Here is a 22,989-nt window from a genome sequence, read left to right on the forward strand (position 1 = left end):
TGTGGAAATAGGCAGTGTAAATGGACTTTCCTGATCTGGATCGGTTCGATCGGTCGATTCTGAAAATTTTGGCTGAAGACGGTCGTGCTTCGGTCGCCGATCTGGCGCGCGAGATCGGCTTGTCGAAATCCCCGACACAGGCGCGGCTCAAGCGGTTGGAGGCGAGCGGAGTGATTAAGGGGTATCGGGCAATGCTGGATCCGATCCGCCTTGGGCTGGATCACGTGGCTTTTGTCGAAGTGCGCATGACGGACACGCGCGAAAAGGCGCTGGCCGAGTTCAATGCCGCTGTCCGTAAGATCGCCGAAGTCGAGCAGGCGCATATGATTGCATCGAATTTCGATTATCTTCTAAAAGTTCGCACTGCCACGATGTCCGAGTACCGTCGTGTCTTGGCCGAGAAAATCTCATCCCTGCCGCATGTTGCCAGCACGTCAACTTTTGTGGCGATGGAGGCTGTTAAAGAAACCGGTATGCTTGGCGGGTTTGAACAACAGGCTTGACGGAACAGGATTTCAACCCACCCTAGGGGCATGAAACGAGTATTCGCTGCCACGAGTCTTATGATCGCCTTTCCGCTTTTGGCGCTCGCTGAAACATGCCCTATGTCTCCGGATCATACGGAAGGGGTTGAGGCGCTCATTAAGCAGGTTCAAAAGGCAGAGTCGCAAAGCGACGCGCGGGCCATCTCGGATCAGATGTGGGTGCTTTGGACGGATGCACCGGATTCTCGATCACAAACCTTGTTGGATCGGGGGATGGCACGACGAGAAGCTTGGGATTTGCTGGGCGCCTTGGACGACTTCAACCAACTTGTCGACTATTGTCCGACCTACGCTGAAGGTTACAATCAGCGAGCTTTTGTAAACTACCTCAGGCAGGATTTTGGTGCGGCTTTGCAAGACTTGAACGTCGCAATTGAATTGTCGCCAAACCACATTGGGGCACTCAGCGGGCGTGCTTTGTCTTTGCTGGGTTTGAAGCGCCTGGAGGATGCGCGAGCGGCACTGTCTGAGGCTCTTGATCTCAATCCCTGGCTGTCAGAGCGGGTGTTGATAGAGCCGGGTGGTCTGTTGGAACCGCCTGGAAAAGACATCTGACAATAGGGCCTTGGTATCCGAATAGCCGGGGGTCACCCATTAACGTGATAGTATTCGCCGCTTTTCAGCCATGGCCTCACGTCGCCTCTGTTCAATTCCCAGTTTGAAAGACTTTTCGACAAAGTCGATGTGTTCGGTTGCCGCTTTTTCGGCTCGTTCTTCATCGCCATCGATCACCGCGCGACCCAATTCTAGATGCTGCTGCAGCAGCTTTTCCCCGGTTCCGTCAATCGTGCGCAGGAAATCACGATTGTAGAAAACGCCTTTACGGGTGAGTTCGTAGATCGACGCCATCATATGGATGAGGGTTGCGTTCTGACTGGCATCGACAATCGCTGAGTGAAGCGCAAAGTCTGCCTCTTGCGATGCTTTGGCGTCTTGCTCCTGCCACGCACGCTCATTTTCGTCTAGGATTTCGGCGATCCGCTCCTTGTCCGCCTTGGTTGCCCGACGTGCAGCAAGGCGGGCCGCGAAGCCTTCCTGCTCGCGGCGGTATTCCAGATAATCAAAAAAAGCAGGCTCGTGCCGTTCATACAGTGCAAGAAGAGCAGGCATCATGGCCTGTCCGGTCAGGGCTGCCACGAACGTGCCTTCGCCGTGCTGCGTGGCAACCAGACCGCGTTCTTCCAGCACCTGAAGCGCCTCGCGTAGCTTTGGGCGCGATACGCGCAACATTTCGGCAAGATCGCGTTCCGAAGGCAGTTTCCGGCCCTGTTTCAGGATGCCCGAGGCGATCAGATCTTCGACTTGTGCAACCACAGCCTCGGCCAACGATTCGTGTCCAACCGGTTCAAAAATTGCCTTGGTGTTCATGATGCACTGCCCTGTTTGAAGCTGGAGATCCGAAGCAACTGGTAAATAAACATAACCATATTCGTGCGAAACTCAAGCGTCTGAGCGTTCTGGAAAATAACTAGATACTTTGTTGTTCATGAAAGGTTTTTAGAATTTCTCAGGTTTTTCTCAGATCGCCAAAATTGTTTCTAAGGCCGCGTTGAAGGTCGAAGACATTTTGGAGCAAACCATCCATTGGTAAAGAAAGTTATTGACTGGTTAATTCTGGTAAAGTTAGTTTACCACCGGAGCGGCGCTGGAAGAGCCCGCGCCAATGATCGGGCTGTAACCCCGACCAACCCTGGAGGAGAATTCATGAAAAAGACCCTGACGAGCTTGGCCGTGGCGGCCAGCATTTTGGCCTCGCCTGCGGTTGCCGCAGACAAACTGCTGTTGAAAACGCCGATTGCGTTCTCGACCGAATTGCCGGGCTTGGGCTCGCCGATCCCGCGTGTTGCCGAACAGCTTGACGTGATGTCGGGCGGCACGCTGAAGATGAAAGTGTACGAGCCGGGCAAGCTGGTTCCGCCGTTCGAAATTTTGGACGCGGTATCCACTGGAAAGATCAACTCGGGCTACACCACAGCCGGATATTGGGCCGGTAAAATCCCGGCTGCGCCGCTGTTTTCGGCTGTGCCATTTGGCCCCGAAGCGGGTGAATACATGGCGTGGCTCTATTACGGCAACGGCATGACTCTGTATCAGGAAATGTATGATCAGGCCGGTTACAACGTAAAAGTTCTGCCTTGCGCGATCATCGCACCCGAAACCTCGGGTTGGTTCGCAACCGAGATCAATTCGCCCGAAGACCTGAACGGTCTGAAGATGCGTTTCTTTGGTCTGGGCGGCAAAGTCATGCAGAAGTTGGGTGTTGCAACGTCGCTGCTGCCGGGTGGTGAGATCTTCCCCGCGCTGGAAAAAGGCGCGATTGACGCGACTGAATTTTCGATGCCCGCCATTGATGCGCGCCTGGGCTTCCATAAACTGGTCAAGTTCAACTATTTCCCCGGCTGGCACCAGCAGGCGACTGTGTTCGAACTGCTGATCAACAAAGACGTCTGGAATGAAACCAGCGACCAGCACAAGGCAATCATTGAAAGCGCCTGTAAGGCGTCGATGGCGGACAGCTTTGCCGAAGGTGAAGCGATCCAGCATGCCGCGCTGATCGACAACGTTGAAAACAACGGTGTCACCATCAAGCAGTGGTCGCCCGAGATGCTGGATACCTTCCGCGCCACCTGGGACGAAGTTGCCGCTGAAGAAGCCGCAAACGATGCCTTTTTTGCACAAGTCCTGGCCGACATGAACGAATTCCGCGACGGCTACAACCTGTGGAAGACCAACGCGTTCCTCCCACGTCAGTAAACTCTCCCTAACTGACGTTACCGGGGCGGCGGAATCCGCCGCTCCGAACTCTCCCAAAAACGGAATTTCTAACCTTTCACTGCCCCGCACGCCGGGGTGCTGAGCGAGGAATGACCATGGCCAACGAACTATATACAAATGATCCGGTCGAAGCCTATGAAGGCATTCTGGAGCATCCCGAAACAGACCGCCAGAAAATTGCCGTCGCTATCGACACGGGCGCCAAAGCGGTAGGCCATGTGGTCATGTGGGCGAATATCCTGCTGATGGCTGCGATCTTCAGCCAGGTTTCGCTGCGCTACCTGTTCAGCCAGAACTATCCCAAGCTGGACGAGATCCAGTGGCATTTCTACGGCATTGTCACGATGATCGGCATTTCCTATGCCTTGATCACAGACAGCCATGTCCGCGTTGACGTCCTGCATATGCAGTTGTCACGCCGCGCGCAGCGGATCATCGAAGTGATCGGTATCCTGACCCTGCTGACACCGTTCATCTATTTGATGGTCGACCAGGGGTACGACTATTTCTACGAAAGCTTCCGCGTCAATGAACGCTCGGACAGCCCAACTGGTCTGCCTGCGCGCTGGGCGTTTAAGGCCGTCATTCCGATCAGTTTCATCCTGCTCGCCCTGGCTGCACTCGCACGGTTGATCCACGATGGGCACGCGCTGCTTTATGGACCGGCCTCGGAACGTGAAGGCGCGCCGCTGCGTCGTATCCTGCTGGTTTTGGCCGTGTTCGCCGCCGTCTGCGTGGGCTTGACCTTCCTTGTCGAAACGACCGAGGAAAAGCTGGTCATCGCAATGTTCCTGACCTTCATCGCGCTGCTGTTCACCGGCTATCCGGTGGCGTGGGTGCTGGCCGGTGTCGGCGTGGCCTATTGCGGTCTGGCTTACCTGTTCGACAACGATCTGATGCTGTGGACGGGGCTGGAGAGCACCTTTACCGGGCTCGATTACCTGACCCTCGGTGCGGTCGTGAACCGGGTCTATGCCACCATGTCCAACGCAGTTCTGGTTGCGCTCCCGATGTTCATCTTCATGGGCCTGATGCTGGACGAATCCGGTGTGGCCGAGCGTCTGATGTCCTCGATGCAGCGCCTGTTCGGTACCGTGCGTGGAGGTTTGGCGATCACCGTGACTCTGATTGGGATCATTCTGGCGGCCTCTACAGGCATTATCGGAGCCTCGGTGGTTCTGTTGGGCGTGCTGTCGTTGCCATCGATGATGCAGCAGAAATATCAGCCGACGCTGGCTGCTGGCGTGGTTTCAGCGTCCGGTACGCTGGGTATCCTGATCCCGCCGTCGATCATGCTGGTAATTATGGCCGACCAGATGGCCTTGTCTGTCGGAGACCTGTTCATGGCGGCTGTTTTCCCCGGCGTGATCATCGGTGGCCTGTACCTGACCTACATCTTCATTCTCGCGCTGGTGAAGCGTGATGCGGCCCCTGTGCCCGAGGGCGCAAAAGCTCCCGATTGGGCCGCTGTCAAGGACGTTCTGATTGCCGTCATCCCAACGCTGATGCTGATCCTCGCCGTGCTAGGTTCGATCTTTGCAGGTCTGACCACGCCGACCGAAGCCTCGGGCATCGGTGCGCTGGGTGCGACGCTGCTGGCACTGGGCTATCGCAAGCTGACCTTTGCGAAACTGTGGAACGTGCTGGTGTCGACCTTCAACACCACTGCGTACATCTTCGCGATCTTCCTTGGGGCGACCGTATTCTCTTACGTCTTGCGTGAATTGGGCGGGGACGAGCTGATCGAGCATGTGGTGCAATCCACCGGTTTCGGAGCCAACGGCACAATCCTTTTCATCCTGTTCATCGTCTTCTTGCTGGGCTTCGTTTTGGACTGGATCGAGATCACGCTGATCGTGTTGCCTCTGATGCGGCCCATCGTGAACGGGTTGGGCATCGACATCCCCGGCTTTGGCGTTCTGGATGAACCCGCGCTGGTGTGGTTCGTGATCCTGGTGGCGGTGACGCTGCAAACCAGCTTCCTGACGCCGCCTGTGGGCTTCGCCCTGTTCTATCTGAAAGGCGTTTGCCCGCCCGAGATCAAGCTGACCCACATTTACAAAGGCATCATCCCCTTCGTGTTGTTGCAGTTGACCGGTCTGGCGTTAGTCTTCCTATGGCCGACCCTAGCCACCTGGCTGCCCTCGGTCGCGTATTAAGGAGCTGCCCCGATGCGTCTGAGCCAATGTCATAATTTCCACGACTTCCGGCGGCTGGCCCAACAGCGGCTGCCGGGGCCCATCTTCAACTATATCGACGGTGGAGCGGATGATGAGGTGACGTATCGGGAAAATACCAACGCGTTTGACCGATGCGATCTGTTGCCCTCGGTCTTGCGCGGGGTGTCCGATGTGGACATGTCGGTCACCGTGATGGGGCAAAAGCTGGACATGCCCGTCTATTGCTCGCCCACTGCCTTGCAGCGTCTGTTCCATCATCAGGGCGAACGCGCCGTCGCGGCGGCGGCTGAGAAATACGGGACGATGTTCGGCGTATCCTCGCTGGGGACCGTGTCGCTGGAGGAGCTTCGGCAAAAACACAAGAACCCGCAGGTCTATCAGTTCTATTTCCACAAGGACCGTGGCTTGAACGCCGCCATGATGCAGCGCGCGAAAGAGGCGGGTGTCGAGGTCATGATGCTGACCGTCGACAGCATCACCGGCGGCAACCGTGAGCGTGATCTGCGCACCGGCTTCTCGATCCCATTCCGTCTGACGCTGGGCGGCATGATCCAGTTTGCAATCAAGCCGATGTGGGGGATCAACTATGTTACCCACGAGAAATTTCGCCTGCCTCAGCTTGAGGAGTATGTGGATATGGGTGGGGGCGCCAGTTCGATTGGCGGTTATTTTACCGACATGCTCGATCCGTCGATGAACTGGGATGACGTGGCGCAGATGGTGCGAGACTGGGGCGGTCAGTTCTGCCTGAAGGGGATCATGACCGTCGAGGATGCCAAACGCGCGGCTGAAATCGGCTGCGCCGGGATCATCTTGTCGAACCACGGGGGCCGCCAACTGGACGGCTCGCGTACGCCCTTCGACCAACTGTCCGAGATCGTCGATGCCGTTGGTGACAAGCTGGACGTGATGATGGACAGTGGTATCCAACGCGGCACCCATGTGCTCAAAGCGTTGTCGATTGGGGCCAAAGCCGTGGGTGTTGGTCGTCACTACCTGTACCCGTTGGCTGCCGCAGGGCAGGCGGGGGTTGAGCGCGCCCTTGGCCTGATGCGGGCCGAGATCGAACGGGACATGAAACTGATGGGCGTCACCAGCGTTGACCAGTTGAGCCGCGAGAATATCCGTTTCCGCAACGCCTGAACCCAAGATGGGGGCCGAGATGACCAATGAAGAATTGATCAAGCACTTCCGCTCCATTGTTGGATCGCGCCACGTCCTGACAGGCGAGCGCGCAACCGAGCGGTTTCGGCGTGGCTTCCGCTCGGGCGAGGGGGAGGCGCTGTGTGTCATTCAGCCTGGTACGCTGTCGGAACAGTGGAAGGTTCTGCAAGCTTGTGTTGCATCGGACAAGATTGTCATCATGCAAGCCGCCAACACCGGCCTGACAGAAGGATCGACACCGTCGGGCAGCTATGACCGCGATGTCGTTCTGATCAACACCCGCCGGATGGATACACTGGTCCCGTTGAACAATGGCGACCAAATCGTCAGCTTGCCCGGTGCCACCTTGTTTGCTTTGGAAAAACTTCTGGCCCCGCTGGGGCGCGAGCCGCATTCGGTGATCGGTTCCTCGTGCATCGGTGCATCGATTGTGGGTGGGGTCTGCAATAACTCGGGCGGGTCTTTGGTCGAGCGTGGGCCCGTTTACACCGAACTGTCCGTGTACGCCCGGATATCCGAGCAGGGCGAGCTGGAACTGGTCAACCATCTGGGCATTGATCTGGGCGACACGCCCGAGGAAATCCTGGCAAGCCTTGACGCCGGCACTTTCGACCGCAACCCGGGGGCCACGAACAAACGGGCGTCAGCAAGTGACTACGCACAGATCGTGCGGGATGTGGACGCAGAAACGCCTGCACGTTTCAACGCAGACAAGGCCAAACTGTTCGAATCCGCTGGTTCTGCCGGAAAACTGGCGGTTTTTGCTGTTCGCCTTGATACCTTCCAGAAAAACGACGCGGAAAAAGTGTTCTATTTTGGAACGAACAGCCCCGAGGATCTGGCCGCTTTGCGCCGCCATATCCTGTCCAGGTTCAAGTCACTGCCCGTCTCGGCCGAATATATGCAGCGTGAAGTGTTCGACATCACCGCCAAATACGGCAAGGACACGGTTGTGATGATCGACAAACTGGGTACGGATCGCTTGCCGTTCTTCTTCGCGATGAAAGGCGCGGTTGATGCGCGGCTTCGGCGTATACCGCTCCTTGGCAATTTTACTGATCGTTTCATGCAAATGGCCGTAGCGCTTTGGCCGCGTGTTCTGCCCAAGCGGATGGTCGAGTTCCGCGACAAGTACGAACACCACCTGATCCTGAAGATGAAAGATGACGGCATCGCAGAGGCCGCAGCTTGGTTACCTGACTTCCTTAAAGATCGTGACGCGGGGTTCTTTGAATGCGATGCGCGCGAGGCCAAGATTGCCGGCCTGCACCGTTTCGCAGCCGCCGGAGCCGCCGTGCGTTACATGGCGCTGCATAACTCGGATGTAGAAGATATTCTTGCGCTGGATGTAGCGCTGCGCCGCAACGATCACGACTGGCTGGAAAAACTTCCACCTGAGATCGAGGATAAGCTGGTGCACAAACTCTACTACGGCCACTTCATGTGCCACGTCATGCATCAGGATTACATCGTCAAAAAGGGCGCGGACCCCAAGGCGTTGAAGGCAGCGATGCTCAAACTGTTTGACGAACGGGGGGCAGAATACCCGGCTGAACACAACGTGGGTCACCTGTACAAGGCCAAGCCGGACCTGGCGGCGCATTACAAGTGCTGCGACCCGACCAATTCGTTCAACCCTGGTATCGGTAAGATGTCGAAGGCGAAATACTACAACTAAGCGGGCTTCACGGTGTGGCCGAACGTTTGTCGAAGGCATCCAACAAACGGTTGCCCGTGTCAAAGAACGCGTCTTCGCCGATCAGATCGGTCACGCCATAGCGATCAAGCTCTGCTTTTACATCTGGTTCAACCAGCGTGAACACGAGGCGAATGCCGCTTTCAGGCAGGACCCCGGCCATGCTACGCAGGGCATACCCGGCGGTAAAATCGATCTCATCTATGGCCGATGCGTCGATGCAGAACCATTCAGGTTTCGCGTCCGAGCCTTGCACAATGGCCGTGACCTCATCGGTGAAACGCTGCACATTTGCGTAATACATGCCGTGCGAGAACCGATAGATCACAAGGCCGGGTTCAAATTGATTTGGTTCGGACAAGTTTTTCGAATGCCAGCCACCGTTTTCGGTTTTGACGATCACGGCGTTCTTTGGGCGATACCCCCGGCGGGTGTGGTCGATCAGAGAAAAGACCACGGCAAAGACAATGCCTTGTTCGACGCCCACAAGCACGACCACGGCGGCCGTTGCGGCGGCCACCCAGAACTCGGACCGGGCCTGTTTGTAGATCGTGGCCAGAGCGTGCAGATCAATCAGCTTCAAACCAATCAGGCAGACGATGGCCGCCAAAGCGGCACTTGGAAGATAGGCAAGCGGTTTGGTGAGAAACAGGATCACCACAAGGACAATGGCCACTGTGGTCAGTTGTGCCACCTGACTGCGCCCACCGGCGCTGGCGACCATTTCGGTTTTGGTGGGGCTACCGTTGACCACAAATGTGCCGGAAAATGCCGCGCCGAAATTTGCAAGGCCCAGCCCGATCAGGTCTGTGTTCTCGCTGAACTTCTCATCGTACCGGGCCGCGTAGGCTCGTGAGGTCGCTGCGCTCTGTGCCAGAATAACCACGAAGATGGACAGTGCCGTGGGCAGGAGTTGTTTGAACAAAGTCCAACTCCAATCCACATCCGGTATCGAGAGTGACGGCAAACCGCTTGGAACTGTTCCCAGAACAGCAATGCCGATTGTTTCGAAGGAAAAGGCCCAGCTGCAATAGATCACTCCTACGATTGCGATCAGGGGGCCGGGTATTCTTCGCGACAGCATTGTGGAGGCGACAACAACGCCAAGCACGGCGACAGAGACAAACACAGTTGGCCAGCTGATATGAGCCACGTTCAGGTATACGTCGTTCAGCCGAGCAAGCGTACCGTGCCCGCTGGCTTCGATCCCCAATAAACCGGGTATTTCGCCAGTGGCAACCTGAACGCCAACGCCGGTCAGAAAACCGACCAAAACGGTGCGCGACAGGAAGTCGGCCAGAAATCCAAGCCCGATGATCCGTGCAGCGATCAAAAGCACGGCCGCCATCAGCGCCAAGAGGGACGCCAAAGCGAGGTATTCCGACGAACCCGAGACTGCCATGCCCGCCAGCGCCGAGGCTGTTATGGCCGCCGTTGCCGAATCGGCCCCGACCACAAGATGTCGCGACGACCCGAACAGGGCGAACAGCGCCATGGGAATCAGAATCGTATAGAGCCCCGTAATGACCGGCGTACCCGCGATTTTGGTATAGCCCATGACTTCGGGGATCGCGAGGCAGGCAAAGGTCAGCCCGGCAAGCATCTCGGTCGGAAGACGCGACCGGTCAAAAGGCAGCACGCCCTGCAGCACCGGTGACGGTGATGATTTGGGATTTCTGCCCGGGTTTTCCATGGGTTACCTTTTTGCCCGATTTGTTCTGCGTGTGATCTTGGTTACCATCAGAGCGTCGGGGTAAAATTTAAGCAAGGCATGATGGGCAAATCGCAAGGCTCCTGCTGGGTTTTTTTAACAGGTTTTCAGGGAAAATAGCGCGACTACGGGAAACCCCCAATTTTGCGCGGCAGCGATCAGGGGTAAACATGACCTACCGTACTTACCACACAAACACACGGTAATTACTTTCCCCGATGAGGGGCTGGTCACACCCCCTCGGCCGGCCCCTCTTAACTTTTTGGGAATGTGAAACAGATCGTGCCGCCCGCAGATTTGGTGGGCGAGTTCAGGACACGTGTTCGTTTTGGGCCAGCGTCGCCACATGAATGGGAAGGTCTGCAGCAGCCTCATAGGCGATGTCATGTGGAATGTCCTGCACGCGGGACTTTCGGTATCCTTCCGTGAACAGCAGAAACGGGATTTTCGCTCTGACGGCGGTTTCCGAGTCCACCTCGCTGTCTCCAACAAATACGCGGGGGCCTGTTGCCTCAAGGGCCTCGAAGCTTGCTAGCAGATGCTGAGGGTCGGGCTTGCGTGTTTGCAGAGTGTCGCCACCAATCACCACATCGAAGAACCGCGACAGGTTCAGCGCCTCTAACACGTGGCGGGCAGGGGCTTCGGGCTTGTTTGTGCAGATGCCCAGAGCGCAACCCATCTGTCGTAACGCATCCAGCGATTCGGGGATGCCGGGGTAAGGAATGGTCGTTTCGCTGGCCGCTGCGTTGTAGTGCTTCAGGGTCAGTTGTGTCAGTTCCGCATGACGGTCCAGCGGCAGTTCGCAATGGTGGATCATGCGTTCGACCAGCTTGGGAAGGCCATTGCCAACGAATCCCTTGATGATGTTGATCGACAGCGGGTCATGCCCAACGTCATTCAATGTTCGATTGGCAGCTGCGGCCAGATCGCCAAGGCTGTCCACCAGCGTTCCATCGAGATCAAAAATAACTGTTGCGGTCATGTCCGGCGCGTCCTTTTCGTCTGACCGCAGACGTAACCCGCCCTCTTCAGGGGTGCAATCGCTTGTGTTAAAACGACACTTGACAATCCTTACTAAAATAATCAGATTAAGCTGCAGGAACAGAAAGCCAGCCCAGTCGGGGTCAGCCAGACTATATGAAACGCAACAGATATGGCGCTAAGCCGACACGCTCTGGAGATGTCCTGATGAACATACAGAACCCGACCCCCACCCAAGGTTATCCTGTCTCGATGCTTCCCGCGCACAAGGCCGAGGAGCTGACAAAGGGCGGAAATCTTGCCCATATCGAACTTGGCGATCAGCTTTACACTTTGCGGATCACCCGCGCAGGCAAACTGATCCTGACGAAATGAGCATGCAATCCACACGCGGTGGCGCCACGGTTGGCCACCTTGCGGATCTTGGTCCGGTTGAAGCAGGTGCGGTGATGTATCTGCGAATGTGGAGCGAGGGTGAGGGCGGTCGAACCGACGCAGCCAGTGATTTCCAGATCGCCTTGGGCGCAGATTGCGGAGAGGCCGCGATGCAGACGCTGGAAAGTGTGTGTTCCCTTTGTGCAGCCTATGGACGCCGCCCCCTAATCCGCCATGGGCTGAAATGCGCGTGCCTGGGCGCTGATGAGAATTGCTTCGCCCAGATGATCGCCGCAGCATCCGAGGGTGCGCGTGAAGATGCGATGATGTTGGCGTCTCTGATCGTGCGCCCGGATTTTGCGCCTGCGCTCGCATCGTTGTCAGAAGAGTTGGGTCTTGCCCTCAGGCGTATGACGACTGGGTTCAGGATTCCGACAACCGGACATCATACCCCCTGGGCTGTTCTCCACTGATCCCCGGTTCAGAGCAGTCAAACCCCGGCCTTGGGCCGGGGTGTTTGGGGTTCAACAACCGCATCCTCCGTGGTGATGATCATGATCGCAAACCGGCGCAGGGGTGTAGTCGCCCACCTCAGACAGCACGTCCCGCAAGGCCCACAGGATCATGTCCACATCCTCGGCCTCAATGGTCAGCGGCGGGCGGATTTTCAGGATGTTGTCTTTGGGACCTTCGCTGCCGATCAGAATGCGATGATCGCGCATCCGGTTTTTGACATAGCTGCAAATCTCGGTTCCTTCTGACCCGTCAGTGTTGATCAGCTCAACACCCAGAAACAACCCCATGCCCCGCACGTCGCCAACACAGCCAAAGTCGTTTTCGATCTGACGCAGCCCGGTCATCAGACGGTCTCCCATCAGGCGGGCATTGTCTTGCAGACCTTCGTCGTCAACGATGTCCAGAACCTCCTTGCCGATCCGGCAGGACAAGGTCGAGCCGCCGAAGGTGGAAAAGAATTCAATCCCATTGTTGAAGCTGTCCGCAATTTCCCTGGTCGTCACCAACACGCCCAGAGGGTGCCCGTTGCCGATCGGTTTGCCCATGACAACAATGTCAGGCAGCGCGCCCTGATGTTCAAAGCCAAAGTAGTACTCGCCCAGACGACCAAGACCTGTCTGCACCTCATCTGCGATGCAGACACCACCGGCGGCACGGATTTTCTCATAAGCCGCAGGCAGATAGCCCTTGGGGGGAATGATCTGTCCTCCGACCGAAGGGAAGGTTTCCGCAATAAACCCGGCTACGCCTTGCCCGCGCGCGTTCAAGGCTGTGATTGCCGGGTTTAAAAGATCGGCAAATTTCTGGGCCCGATCCGCATCGTCTCGCTTGAACGAACCGCGGTAGTCATCCGCGACTTCGACCAGCTCAACCCAGTCGGCTTTGCCGATGCCACCAGGCTTGTTGAACTTATAAGCCGAGATCGCAACAGCCGCGTTTGTATTCCCGTGATAGCCGTGATCCGGCGTCACGATCCCTTTCGCTCCGGTATGGGCACGGGCCAGTCGCAGAGCCAGCTCATTGGCCTCGGTCCCGGAATTGACGAAGAAGCAGACCTCGAAATGATCTGGCAGTTTGGACAGGATCTTGTCGGCAAAAGCGGTTTGGGCCGGATGCAGATAACGGGTGTTCGAATTCATCCGCCTCAACTGATCCGCTGCCACGGCCTGAATACGCGGATGCGCATGGCCGACATGAGGAACGTTGTTATAGGCGTCCAGATAGGGGCGGCCCCATTCGTCGAACAGGTGGTGTTTCCACCCACGCACCAGCATGACCGGATCGTCATAGGTCAGAGACAGGTTACCACCAAAATGATCGCGTCGCCCTTGCTGGATCGCCTGCTTGTCAGTGGGTTGGTAAAACACCTTGTCATCCGGCAGGTTCAGCAAGGCGGCGGGGTTCGGACAGACCGCGTGCCACAGCTCCATCTCGTCAGGATCGCCAACACCGGGCCAGTCCGCCTCCATACCATCGGTGGTCAAGGCCAGTTGGAAATGCACATGAGGGGCCCATCCGCCATTCTGGCTGGCATCACCCAACTGGGCAAACTTTGCCCCCTGTGCCACCGGATCGCCGGGTTTCAGCCGGTCGCAGCATTCGGGATCCAGATGACCGTAAAGCGTATAGAATGGATCACCCTCGGGCGTTTCGTGGTGCAAGATGATCACCCCGCCATAGTCGAGATGATTGTCGCGGTTCTCGACCACCTCAACCCGCCCGCTCATTGGCGCATGCAGCACCGTCCCGGCAGGCGCAAACACATCCACGGCCAAATGCACTGTCCGCCGGTCCGAGGCTTTCCACGGGCCCTTGCGGAACCCCGGTTCGGCATAGATCAGGCGGGGCTCGTTGTAATAGCCCAGCCACAGATCTTGCCCATATTCCTCGCCGACCCGCGCGGCTTCGGCCAAAGGCATGTGGAACGGGTTCTGAGGCCAGACACAGTTCTCAACCGACAGCGAGCCCATGGGCGCATCGCTCAGATCCTGACCGAACATATCGGCAAACTGGCCACGATGATCCTTCAGATAGGCTTGGATGCGCTCAGCTCCGTCGACAACAGGCAGGCCGCACGCCGCCCGCAAGCGCGCCTTCATCAACCCACCATTGACCGAGGCATTCTCAAGGAACCGCCATGCGGGTGCCTGCGAGATGGTTACATAAGGGTCATCCGGGTTCTCGGCTGCCATCAGGGTCGAGTTGACGACCGACACGGCAAGCCGCATCCGCAGCAGCGGCCAGATCAAGTCTACTTCGTCGACGCTCAGCCGGTTGGCCGCGTGATAACCTTTCACCAACGCAGACAGCGCCCGTTCTGGTTTGGGATGGTCCAACACTATGTAAGCCCCGGCAATCGCCAGATCGCAGACTCGCGGCGCCGCGCACATGTCACCCAGATCGATCAGGCCCGAGATCCGCCGCCGTTCACTCAATTCCCCTTCGACCAGAATGTTATAGTCATTGGCATCATTGTGGATGGCTTGTTTTGGCAGATCCGCAAGGGTGCCGGAGATCGCAGCAAACCCGCCGCAGATTTCTTTTAGCAAGGCTTGTCGCGAAGGACCTGAAATCGCGTCCAGCTTGTCTGCGATCCAATCCGCCTGCATCAAGTCCCATTTGAAATCGGCCCGATGCAACCCCTCATGCTGGAACCCTTCCAGGGCCCGATCGGTTGCCCCCAGCACACGCCCAAGTTTCAGGATCAATTCTTCGGATTTTGGTGCCGCCTTTGCGTAACACTGACCTGGCAGACACTCCAGCAGCCATACCAACCTCGGCTGAGTCTCAGAATCCGCAATCTCGGGCAGCATGTCGCCGTTCAAATCGGGGAACACTTTGGGAAAAGGCAAACCCGGTGCTTCCGATGCAATATGGGCCAGTGCCTGTATCTGCAGGTCCACCAAACCGGCTTCGCAACCTGCTCGCATGACCTTCAGAACATAGTCTTGCCCATTGGTGGCCTGCACCAGAAAGTTTAGGTCGTATTCGCCATCCAACCGCTTCAAACGCGCGTCCAGCCCCCAGTGCTGCCGCAATGCATCCGCCCAGAACTTCACCAATTCGCTCATGTCGCTCTCCGCCCCGGTGCACCCGGGATCCTCTTCATCTGGCTAAAAATACCTTCGGGGGTGAATTGGCCCAACGGGCCAAGAGGGGGCAGACAGCCCCCTGAACCCTCAGTCCAACGCGCGCAAGCGCTTGAACAGAGACGACGTATCCCACCGCCCACCGCCGAGTTTCTGAACGTCCTTGTAAAACTGGTCGACCAATGCGGTCACGGGCAGTGATGCACCATTGACGTTGGCTTCATCCATACAAATACCCAAATCCTTGCGCATCCAATCCACGGCAAACCCGTGTTCGAAATGATCGTCCAACATCGTCTCGTGACGGTTCACCATTTGCCAGCTTCCAGCCGCGCCCTGGCTGATTACCTCTACCACGGATCGCCCGTCCAACCCTGCTTTCTCGGCAAAATGCAGCGCCTCGCTGAGAGCCTGAACCAAACCGGCAATCGCGATCTGGTTACACATCTTGGTCAATTGGCCCGCGCCGCTGTCGCCAATTCGGCGGCAAATCTTGGAATAGACCTCCATCAGCGGTTCGGCCGCATCGTAAGCGGCCTGATCACCACCGCACATGATGGACAGAACACCGTTTTCAGCCCCGGCCTGACCGCCCGAGATCGGGGCGTCGACAAAGGCGACCCCCTGCGCGGCACCGGCCTTGCAAAGCTCACGCGTGACATCTGCCGAGACCGTTGTGTGATCGACGAAGATGGCTCCGTCGGACATGCCGTGAAACGCACCGTCCTCGCCTGAGCAGACCATGCGCAGATCGTTATCATTGCCCACGCAGGCCATGACAAACTCCGCGCCCAAGACGGCGTCTTTCGGAGTGGCCGCCATGGCGCCGCCATACTGGGCCACCCAGGCTTCGGCCTTGGCTGTGGTGCGGTTGTAGACGGTAACGTCATGACCTGCGGCTTTCAGATGTCCGGCCATGGGATAGCCCATGACACCAAGGCCCAGGAACGCGACTTTTGCCATTTTGTGATCCTCTCCACTGTTCGACCATGGTCTCAGGCCGAAATCTTTGGCGAAGACAAAGCAAAGCTGCGCCCAAAGGGCAACCCCGGGTCAGCCTTTCCCTCCCAGATCTTTCAGGATCGGGCAATCAGGGCGGTCATCTCCGGCGCACGCATCGATGAGATGGCTCAGCGTATCGCGCATCGCGTTCAGGTCTGCGATCTTGGCTTTGATCTGAGCCAGATGATCCCGCGCGACCCGCTTCACATCGCCGCTTGCGCGGGTTTCATCCTCATACAACGCCAACAGGGTACGGCAATCTTCGATGGTGAACCCAAGCGCACGGGCGCGGCCCAGAAAGTTCAGCTTGTGCACGTCCTGATCGCGAAAACGGCGATACCCGTTGTCGTCGCGCAGAGGCTTGATCAGGTCGATATCCTCATAATAGCGGATCGTCTTGGCGGGCAGACCTGTACGGGCAGACACGTCTCCGATATTCATGGGTGCACCTCGTTGGCGGCCAAGGTCGGGGTTTCCGGCACGCTGGCGCGAACGCGACGCAGACGCAAAGCATTTGAGACCACAAAAACACTCGACAAAGCCATCGCGCCTGCTGCCAAAGCAGGCGACAACAGATGACCGCCAAACGGATACAGTGCGCCAGCCGCCACCGGGATCAGCAGGACATTGTAACCAAACGCCCATCCGAGGTTCTGACGAATGTTTCGCATTGTGCGACGGCTGATCTCGGTCGCGTTTGCAACGCCACGCAAATCACCCGACATCAGCACAACGTCCGCCGTTTCGATCGCCACATCCGTACCTGTCCCAATGGCGATGCCGATATCCGCAGATGCAAGCGCCGGGGCATCGTTGATCCCATCGCCAACAAAAGCCAGCGTTCCGAAACTACCCCGCAGAGCCGTGATCGCATCTACTTTACCGTCCGGCAACACCTCGGCAGTGACATGATCGATCCCCAACCGATCAGCCAACGCCTGTGCCGTCCGCGCGTTGTCTCCGGTGACCATGGCCACAGTCAGCCCCATCTGGTGCAACCTCTGCAGCGCATCTTTGGTGCCGGGCTTGATCGGGTCGGACACAGCAATCATAGCTGTGGCCTGCCCATCAATAGCAACGAATAGCGGCGTTGCCCCTTCGGAGGCGCGCTCTTCGGCCTCTTCCGCCAAGGGGCCAAGTTCAATCCCCCGGTTTTCCATCAGCCTGTACGACCCGACCAATACGTCCCGGCCTTCAACGAGGCCCTGTACACCCAGTCCGGTGATTGATTGGACATTCGACGCCTCGGGCAGAGCAGAGGGGCCCGCCCGGGTGATAGCCGATGCAATTGGATGCTCTGACTGTGCTTCGAGGGACGCAGCGAGTCGCACAACCTCATTCCTGTCAAACCCGTTCGCCGTCATCACGCTATCAAACTCGGGACGGCCGAGCGTTAGTGTCCCGGTTTTGTCCAGCGCGATAATGCGTGCTTGTTGAAGCTGCTGTAACGCGTCGCCTTTGCGGAACAATACCCCCAGTTCTGCTGCGCGCCCCGTGCCCACCATGATAGAAGTGGGCGTCGCCAGCCCCATCGCACAGGGGCAGGCAATGATCAGCACCGAAACACCTGCCACAAGCGCGAGCGGCAAGGCGGGGCTGGGACCGAAAATCAGCCAGATTAGGACGGTGATTACAGCAACGAGAATGACGGCGGGGACGAAGCGATAGGTGATCTGGTCGACCAGCCCTTGAATGGGCAATTTGGCCCCCTGTGCCTGCTGCACCATGCGGATGACCTGAGCCAGAACCGTGTCGTCCCCAATGCGCGCGGCGCGTACCCGCAAGGCTCCGGTCCCGTTCACCGTACCGCCAACAACAGCGGCCCCTTGCGATTTTCCGACCGGCACAGGCTCGCCAGTGATCATGCTTTCGTCGACGTAAGATGTGCCCTCGAGCACTTCGGCGTCTACTGGCAGGCGTTCGCCCGGACGAACGCGCAAAATGTCTCCCACAACTATTTCAGCAATCGGACGGTCCTCTGTTCGGCCATCCACTTCGACCCTTGCGGTTTTGGGCTGCAAGCCTACCAGCTTCCGGATTGCGGCCCCGGTTCTGCCTTTGGCGCGCGCCTCCATAAGCCGACCCAGAAGGATCAGAACAACGATGACTGCTGCAGCTTCGAAATAGACATTGGCGGTGCCTTGCGGCAGCACATCTGGGGTGAATGTGGCCACCACGGAATAGAGATAGGCCGCCCCGGTCCCCAACGCGACAAGCGCGTTCATATCCGGCGTGCCGTGTAGCAGGGATGGGATGCCCTTGCGGTAAAACACTCGTCCCGGACCGATCAACAGGGCCGAGGTCAGAGCAAACTGGATAAGCTGACTGGTCTGCACACCGACGGTGGCGTGTACCCAATGATGGAACGCGGGGATCATGTGCCCACCCATCTCAAGAACAAACACGGGCAGCGCTAGGACGGCGGCAAGCATCGTGGTGCGGCTCAGATTGCGAATTTCGTCATCTTCGCGGCTTTCAGGTTCCTGGGCGTTGTGAAGGCGCGCAGGGTATCCGATTCCGGTGACTACCTGTGCTAACTGCTCTGGCGTGGTTGTCCCCGCCGCGTATGTCACTTTGGCGGTTTGAGTTGCGAGATTGACCTGAGCGTCGATTACACCCGGGTTGGCTACTAGCGCGCGTTCGATCTTGGCCACGCACGAGGCGCAATTCATCCCGTCGACACTCAGATCTACGCAATTGGTTTCAGCAGGATACCCTGCCGCATCCAGCGCCGTAGTCAGAGCCGTAACCGGCCCGTCAAACGCCACTTGCGCTGATTTGGTTGCAAAGTTGACCGAAGCCGCATCGACACCTGGCACATCGCGCAGGGCCGCTTCGACACGGCCCACACAGGACGCGCAGCCCATGCCGGTGATTTTGAGCTCTTTGAGTGTTTCATGTGCCATGCGACTCGTTCCGCAGCTTACCTTGCCCTTCAAATGGGGGTTCCAGTCACGGGAAGGTCAAGGGGTCATGGCAAAAATCTATTCTGCTGGCCCGCGTATATTGCGCTCCATCATGCGTTGATACAGGCGCGGTGAGAGGCTGTTCAGCCACCAAGACAAACGCGCCACACGTCCAACCGGAATCATCGGCTGCGATTTGTCTAATCCTCGCAGGATTGCTTTGGCAGCGGCCTCAGGGCTCATCTCATCCATACCATCCTTTGCCGATCCGGGTCTTGCCGTTCCATCGGCCTGCTCTTGTGCGTTGCCCGGGTTGGTGGCCACGAAAGACGGTGCCGCGATCTGAACCCGAACACCATGAGGTGCTTCTTCGGAGCGGAACGATTTGAAAAACCCCTCAAGCGCGTGTTTCGATGCAGCATAGGCCGTTCGGTGATAGAGCGGTGCAAACCCTGCCACGGACGAGATCGCCAGATGTGTCCCTTTGGACGCCCGGATCGGCTGTAAAAATGACCGGGCCATTTCGACGGCTGCGAAATAGTTGATGTCGAATACCATTCGGTGGCTGGCGGCGTCGGACTGATCAAACCCCCGAATTTGCGTGACCCCGGCGTTGTAGATGACCAGATCAGTACTTTCGCTGGATTCGATCACCCTTTGGGTTGCGTCAGCAAGCTGCTCGGGGTCTGTCAGATCGCAAGCGATTGGCAACTGGTTTGGCCTGGTGTCCAAGCCTGAGACGTCAAGGTCCAGCAACACGACCCGCCAACCGCGGGCTTGCAGGGCATGGCTCAGGGCTTGCCCCAAACCACCTGCTCCACCTGATATGACAGCTGTCTTCATAGCCCGGCCTGCTTTTGCCAGAACGCGAACACCTCGGCGCTGGTTTTTTCGGGTGTATAGCCGAATTCTGATTTGAGGGCGGAATTGTCCAAAACAGGTCGATATTGCAGAAACCGCACCTGTTCCGGCCCATAGCGAGACAAGCCAAGCGGGCGTGCCACGGATAAAGCCGCCTTCAGTGCCCAAGCAGGAAGACGCAGAACCGATTTCCCCATGGCATCGGCCAGATCGGTGACACCCATCGCTCCGTCCCCGGCGACGTTATAAACGCCGGGTGGCCCGTCTGTCGCTGCGCGCCGCAGGATACGGGCCAGATCGTGCGTCCAGATAAACACAAAAGGGCTTTCGCTGCCGGCCACAGCCAGCAGGCGCGGCTTGTGAAAAAGGGCGGTGATCTGGTTTTCCGTGCCAGCACCCAGCACCGTCCCCACACGCAGAACGACCTGTTCAAGATCAGGGGCAGCACTACGGGCTTCCGCCAACAATTCCTCGACCTGTCTCTTGTGGTCGGAATAAGGGAATTCCGGATTGCCCCGCAGTGGGTCACGCTCGCGCAGCGGAATACGGTTGTCCGCGTGATACCCATATGCAGCCCCCGATGATGTGACCACCAATCTGCGTACGCCGTTGGCAATCGCCGCATTCACCACCTTGCGTGTTCCTTCGACGTCAACAGCGTATGCTGCGGCGCGTCCCATCTTGGGCGTGGGCGTCACGATTGAGGCCAGATGCACGATGACATCCGGCTTCACCTTGGTGATCACGCGGGCAGGGGCGTCGCTTGTCACGTCCATGGGCAGGAAGGCGACGTATTCCGGCAAAGACTCCGGGCGTCTGAGGTCGGTGGCAAAGACCTCATGCCCCACAAGCTCCGGCAACAGCGCTTGCCCAACCATTCCGGCTGCACCCGTGATCAGAATGCGGGTCATCGCGCGGCCTCGGTTCGGGCCATGACCGACGCAAGCGCAATGCCCGAGATCGCGTGCCAGACGCCCCAGAACGCGGCCACAACCGCCATGCCGCCCAGCCCGTGGAAAAAAGCGAAGATCAAGACCAGTCCAAGCCCCGAATTCTGAATGCCGGTCTCTATGGTGATTGCGCGACGATCAAAGGGGGACAGCCGGGTCAGAGTGGCCACGACCCAACCGCCCCCCAGCGCCAGGGCGTTGTGAAGGATCACAAGCCCGGCAACCGCCCCGGCAAAGTTGAGGAAGAATCCCCAGTTGGCGGCCAGGGCAAGCAGGATGAAGGCCGCGAAGATACCCATCGACAAGTATTGCAACGGCGCCCGCAGACGGGCGGTCAGGGCTGGTCGACGCTGATTCAACGCAATACCCAGAACCAGGGGCAGGATCAGCATCAAGCCGACGAGAATGGCGATTTGCACCGGATCGATCTGGGTCTGCTGCAGGATCGCTCGTGTCGGTGGATACAGCCCGCCCCAAAGCGCGATGTTGAAAGGCGTCATGAAGATTGCGCCAATAGTGGCAAACGCTGTCATCGACACAGACAGAGCTGCATTGCCGCCCGCGCGATGCGTGATGAAGTTCGAGATGTTGCCTCCGGGACAAGCCGCAACAAGGATCAGCCCTAACGCGATGGATGCACGTGGCTCTGTGATCCACACCAGCACAAAGGTCAGTGCGGGCAGGACCACGAACTGAGACAACAGTCCGACAATCACCGGTTTCGGCGCGCGTCTCAGGCGATCAAAATCCCGCGGCGTCAGGTCGATCGCGATCGAGAACATCACAATCGCCAGAATGGCGTTCAGCAACGTCAGCGACGCCGGGCTGAAATTCAGCGTGACTTCGTCAATACCACTCATGCGGCGGCTTTCCGCAGCCGGTCGATCCAGCCAGTGACGGCCTTTCTATATGTGGCCTTGTCCACGTAATAAGCCATGCGGGGCAGATCGATATAGCTCATGCCTCCGGTGGCGCGCGTGTAGTCTTTTTGTTTTTCGGTTTTCAGATCGGCCGCCGCCGGGCAACCGCATTGAAGACCCTTGATATAGCGCGCCACCATCTCGGCCTGTTCGTGCCTCCCCTGCCAGCCAAGACCCGTGGCCTCGACCATGCCCAGCACAAACAGATCGTCGCGTTCGGGGTGTATGGTGTTCAGGAAAAGATGCGGGGCATCGCCCTGCCAGTTCAGCAGGTCCTTATCGATGAAAGGATAGTGCAGCTTGTATCCGGTTGCGGCGAGGATCATGTCGTAGTCTTCGCTGGTGCCGTCCTTGAAGTGAACGGTGTGACCCTCAAGCCGGTCGATATCGGGGCGAATGCGCAGATCGCCGTGGCCTGCGTGATACAGGACCAGTGAATTTACCACCGGATGGCTTTCGTAAAGCTGATAATCGGGTTTGGGAAAGCCGTATTTCTGCGGATTTCCGACGAACCAGCTGAGGATCAGACTGTCGACCTTTCGCTTTAACCACATGGGCAGGCGGATCTTGCCACCCATCGTGTCAGCAGGTTTGCCAAAGACATATTTCGGGACGAAATAGTATCCGCGCCGCATCGACAGGTCGCAGCGTTTTGCATGATGGATCGCGTCCACTGCAATGTCGCAACCGGAGTTGCCTGCACCCACAACCAATACGCGCTTGCCGTCGAATTGACTGGGATACCGGTATTGAGAGGCATGGATCAATTCGCCGTCGAAGGTTCCGGGGAATTCTGGCATGTTCGGTTCCGACAGGGTGCCGTTTGCTATCATAACCCCTGCGAAGTCGGCCTGATGGTCACCTTCGGCATCCCTCCAAGACACGCGCCAACCGTCTCCCGAGTTGCCCAGCGGCGTGATCTGGGTGACTTCGGCATTGAACCTATAGTTCTCACGCAACCCGAAATGATCTGCAAAAGCACGGAAATAGTCGCGCATCGCCCAGTGAGAAGGGTACTCGGCCACAGCCTCATCCATCGGGAAGTCTTCGAACTCGGTCATGCGCTTGGACGAGATCAGATGCGCTGTCTCATACATGGTTGATCTGGGGGCATCGATGTCCCACAGACCGCCCACATCCGAATGCAGCTCGAACCCTTGAAATGCGATGCCTTGTTCTTTCAGCACCTTGGCCGCGGCCAATCCCATCGGTCCCGCCCCGATCAGGGCGAATGCGTCGCGCGTTTCTTCCATGAACCCTCCCAAAGTTCGTGAGGCTTAACTTGAACGAACGACCAAAATAAGGCAAGATGAAATTC

General features: G+C 57.8%; 19 protein-coding genes. 8 read left to right on the forward strand and 11 right to left on the reverse strand.

Annotated elements, in window-relative coordinates:
- Positions 1-20 precede the first annotated feature (20 nt).
- Both GOV91_RS11795 and GOV91_RS11800 read left to right on the forward strand, forming a co-directional pair.
- The gene (locus GOV91_RS11795; protein ID WP_171176036.1) at positions 21-503 is read left to right on the forward strand and encodes an Lrp/AsnC family transcriptional regulator; all 483 of its coding nucleotides are present in this window, start codon (positions 21-23) and stop codon (positions 501-503) included.
- A 30-nt stretch (positions 504-533) separates the two neighbouring features.
- Positions 534-1,100, forward strand: coding sequence for a hypothetical protein (locus tag GOV91_RS11800; protein WP_254440658.1), 567 nt, complete (start codon positions 534-536; stop codon positions 1,098-1,100).
- A gap of 39 nt (positions 1,101-1,139) precedes the next feature.
- Here GOV91_RS11800 and GOV91_RS11805 read toward each other — a convergent pair whose 3' ends face one another.
- Complete coding sequence (locus GOV91_RS11805; RefSeq protein WP_171176034.1) at positions 1,140-1,913, reverse strand: FadR/GntR family transcriptional regulator; 774 nt, start codon at positions 1,911-1,913, stop codon at positions 1,140-1,142.
- Between the two features lie 336 nt (positions 1,914-2,249).
- On the opposite strand from GOV91_RS11805, the gene GOV91_RS11810 reads away from it, so the two are divergent.
- The 4 genes from GOV91_RS11810 (at position 2,250) to dld (ending at position 8,342) form a co-directional block, all read left to right on the forward strand.
- Entirely contained in the window at positions 2,250-3,299 is a 1,050-nt protein-coding gene (locus GOV91_RS11810) for a TRAP transporter substrate-binding protein (protein ID WP_171235647.1), read from the forward strand.
- A gap of 116 nt (positions 3,300-3,415) precedes the next feature.
- A complete protein-coding gene (locus GOV91_RS11815; RefSeq protein ID WP_171235648.1) occupies positions 3,416-5,479 on the forward strand; it encodes a TRAP transporter large permease subunit in 2,064 nt (687 codons plus the stop codon).
- Between the two features lie 12 nt (positions 5,480-5,491).
- On the forward strand, positions 5,492-6,643 hold the full coding sequence (locus GOV91_RS11820) for an alpha-hydroxy acid oxidase (RefSeq protein ID WP_171235649.1): 1,152 nt from the start codon (positions 5,492-5,494) through the stop codon (positions 6,641-6,643).
- Positions 6,644-6,662: 19 nt separating this feature from the next.
- On the forward strand, positions 6,663-8,342 hold the full coding sequence (dld, locus tag GOV91_RS11825) for a D-lactate dehydrogenase (RefSeq protein ID WP_171235650.1): 1,680 nt from the start codon (positions 6,663-6,665) through the stop codon (positions 8,340-8,342).
- A 7-nt stretch (positions 8,343-8,349) separates the two neighbouring features.
- On the opposite strand, the gene GOV91_RS11830 is transcribed toward dld, so the two are convergent.
- Together GOV91_RS11830 and gph are read right to left on the reverse strand one after the other, a co-directional pair.
- Entirely contained in the window at positions 8,350-10,053 is a 1,704-nt protein-coding gene (locus GOV91_RS11830) for a SulP family inorganic anion transporter (protein ID WP_171235651.1), read from the reverse strand.
- Positions 10,054-10,381: 328 nt separating this feature from the next.
- A complete protein-coding gene (gene gph, locus GOV91_RS11835) occupies positions 10,382-11,053 on the reverse strand; it encodes a phosphoglycolate phosphatase (protein ID WP_171235652.1) in 672 nt (223 codons plus the stop codon).
- A 206-nt stretch (positions 11,054-11,259) separates the two neighbouring features.
- Between gph and hemP the strand changes: the two genes are divergently transcribed.
- Together hemP and GOV91_RS11845 are read left to right on the forward strand one after the other, a co-directional pair.
- On the forward strand, positions 11,260-11,427 hold the full coding sequence (gene hemP / locus GOV91_RS11840) for a hemin uptake protein HemP (protein WP_171176275.1): 168 nt from the start codon (positions 11,260-11,262) through the stop codon (positions 11,425-11,427).
- 2 nt (positions 11,428-11,429) lie between these two features.
- Complete coding sequence (locus tag GOV91_RS11845) at positions 11,430-11,900, forward strand: hypothetical protein (RefSeq protein WP_371732311.1); 471 nt, start codon at positions 11,430-11,432, stop codon at positions 11,898-11,900.
- 51 nt (positions 11,901-11,951) lie between these two features.
- Here GOV91_RS11845 and GOV91_RS11850 read toward each other — a convergent pair whose 3' ends face one another.
- The 8 genes from GOV91_RS11850 to GOV91_RS11885 form a co-directional block, all read right to left on the reverse strand.
- Positions 11,952-15,014, reverse strand: a complete 3,063-nt coding sequence (locus GOV91_RS11850; RefSeq protein WP_171235654.1) for an aminotransferase class III-fold pyridoxal phosphate-dependent enzyme — start codon at positions 15,012-15,014, stop codon at positions 11,952-11,954.
- Between the two features lie 108 nt (positions 15,015-15,122).
- Complete coding sequence (locus tag GOV91_RS11855) at positions 15,123-15,995, reverse strand: NAD(P)-dependent oxidoreductase (RefSeq protein WP_171176010.1); 873 nt, start codon at positions 15,993-15,995, stop codon at positions 15,123-15,125.
- A gap of 90 nt (positions 15,996-16,085) precedes the next feature.
- Positions 16,086-16,475: a Cu(I)-responsive transcriptional regulator gene (gene cueR, locus GOV91_RS11860; protein WP_171235655.1), complete on the reverse strand. Its 390-nt coding sequence runs from the start codon at positions 16,473-16,475 to the stop codon at positions 16,086-16,088.
- On the reverse strand, positions 16,472-18,940 hold the full coding sequence (locus tag GOV91_RS11865) for a heavy metal translocating P-type ATPase (RefSeq protein ID WP_171235656.1): 2,469 nt from the start codon (positions 18,938-18,940) through the stop codon (positions 16,472-16,474). The genes cueR and GOV91_RS11865 overlap by 4 nt, the downstream gene beginning before the upstream one ends.
- Before the next feature lie 78 nt (positions 18,941-19,018).
- Positions 19,019-19,783, reverse strand: a complete 765-nt coding sequence (locus tag GOV91_RS11870) for an SDR family oxidoreductase (RefSeq protein WP_171235657.1) — start codon at positions 19,781-19,783, stop codon at positions 19,019-19,021.
- The gene (locus GOV91_RS11875; RefSeq protein ID WP_171235658.1) at positions 19,780-20,712 is read right to left on the reverse strand and encodes an SDR family oxidoreductase; all 933 of its coding nucleotides are present in this window, start codon (positions 20,710-20,712) and stop codon (positions 19,780-19,782) included. The genes GOV91_RS11870 and GOV91_RS11875 overlap by 4 nt, the downstream gene beginning before the upstream one ends.
- On the reverse strand, positions 20,709-21,611 hold the full coding sequence (locus tag GOV91_RS11880; RefSeq protein ID WP_171235659.1) for a bile acid:sodium symporter family protein: 903 nt from the start codon (positions 21,609-21,611) through the stop codon (positions 20,709-20,711). Before GOV91_RS11880 ends, GOV91_RS11875 begins: the two co-directional genes overlap by 4 nt.
- Positions 21,608-22,924, reverse strand: a complete 1,317-nt coding sequence (locus GOV91_RS11885; RefSeq protein ID WP_171235660.1) for an NAD(P)/FAD-dependent oxidoreductase — start codon at positions 22,922-22,924, stop codon at positions 21,608-21,610. Before GOV91_RS11885 ends, GOV91_RS11880 begins: the two co-directional genes overlap by 4 nt.
- Positions 22,925-22,989 lie beyond the last annotated feature (65 nt).

Origin of the sequence: Ruegeria sp. HKCCA6837 (assembly GCF_013034475.1) — a bacterium.
Taxonomy (GTDB): domain Bacteria; phylum Pseudomonadota; class Alphaproteobacteria; order Rhodobacterales; family Rhodobacteraceae; genus Ruegeria.

Bases quoted from the DNA above. Each gene is read 5' to 3' on its own strand.
- GOV91_RS11795 (WP_171176036.1), top strand. From the start codon at position 21: ATGGACTTTCCTGATCTGGATCGGTTCGATCGGTCGATTCTGAAAATT.
- GOV91_RS11800 (WP_254440658.1), top strand. From the start codon at position 534: ATGAAACGAGTATTCGCTGCCACGAGTCTTATGATCGCCTTTCCGCTT.
- GOV91_RS11805 (WP_171176034.1), bottom strand. From the start codon at position 1,913: ATGAACACCAAGGCAATTTTTGAACCGGTTGGACACGAATCGTTGGCC.
- GOV91_RS11810 (WP_171235647.1), top strand. From the start codon at position 2,250: ATGAAAAAGACCCTGACGAGCTTGGCCGTGGCGGCCAGCATTTTGGCC.
- GOV91_RS11815 (WP_171235648.1), top strand. From the start codon at position 3,416: ATGGCCAACGAACTATATACAAATGATCCGGTCGAAGCCTATGAAGGC.
- GOV91_RS11820 (WP_171235649.1), top strand. From the start codon at position 5,492: ATGCGTCTGAGCCAATGTCATAATTTCCACGACTTCCGGCGGCTGGCC.
- dld (WP_171235650.1), top strand. From the start codon at position 6,663: ATGACCAATGAAGAATTGATCAAGCACTTCCGCTCCATTGTTGGATCG.
- GOV91_RS11830 (WP_171235651.1), bottom strand. From the start codon at position 10,053: ATGGAAAACCCGGGCAGAAATCCCAAATCATCACCGTCACCGGTGCTG.
- gph (WP_171235652.1), bottom strand. From the start codon at position 11,053: ATGACCGCAACAGTTATTTTTGATCTCGATGGAACGCTGGTGGACAGC.
- hemP (WP_171176275.1), top strand. From the start codon at position 11,260: ATGAACATACAGAACCCGACCCCCACCCAAGGTTATCCTGTCTCGATG.
- GOV91_RS11845 (WP_371732311.1), top strand. From the start codon at position 11,430: ATGCAATCCACACGCGGTGGCGCCACGGTTGGCCACCTTGCGGATCTT.
- GOV91_RS11850 (WP_171235654.1), bottom strand. From the start codon at position 15,014: ATGAGCGAATTGGTGAAGTTCTGGGCGGATGCATTGCGGCAGCACTGG.
- GOV91_RS11855 (WP_171176010.1), bottom strand. From the start codon at position 15,995: ATGGCAAAAGTCGCGTTCCTGGGCCTTGGTGTCATGGGCTATCCCATG.
- cueR (WP_171235655.1), bottom strand. From the start codon at position 16,475: ATGAATATCGGAGACGTGTCTGCCCGTACAGGTCTGCCCGCCAAGACG.
- GOV91_RS11865 (WP_171235656.1), bottom strand. From the start codon at position 18,940: ATGGCACATGAAACACTCAAAGAGCTCAAAATCACCGGCATGGGCTGC.
- GOV91_RS11870 (WP_171235657.1), bottom strand. From the start codon at position 19,783: ATGAAGACAGCTGTCATATCAGGTGGAGCAGGTGGTTTGGGGCAAGCC.
- GOV91_RS11875 (WP_171235658.1), bottom strand. From the start codon at position 20,712: ATGACCCGCATTCTGATCACGGGTGCAGCCGGAATGGTTGGGCAAGCG.
- GOV91_RS11880 (WP_171235659.1), bottom strand. From the start codon at position 21,611: ATGAGTGGTATTGACGAAGTCACGCTGAATTTCAGCCCGGCGTCGCTG.
- GOV91_RS11885 (WP_171235660.1), bottom strand. From the start codon at position 22,924: ATGGAAGAAACGCGCGACGCATTCGCCCTGATCGGGGCGGGACCGATG.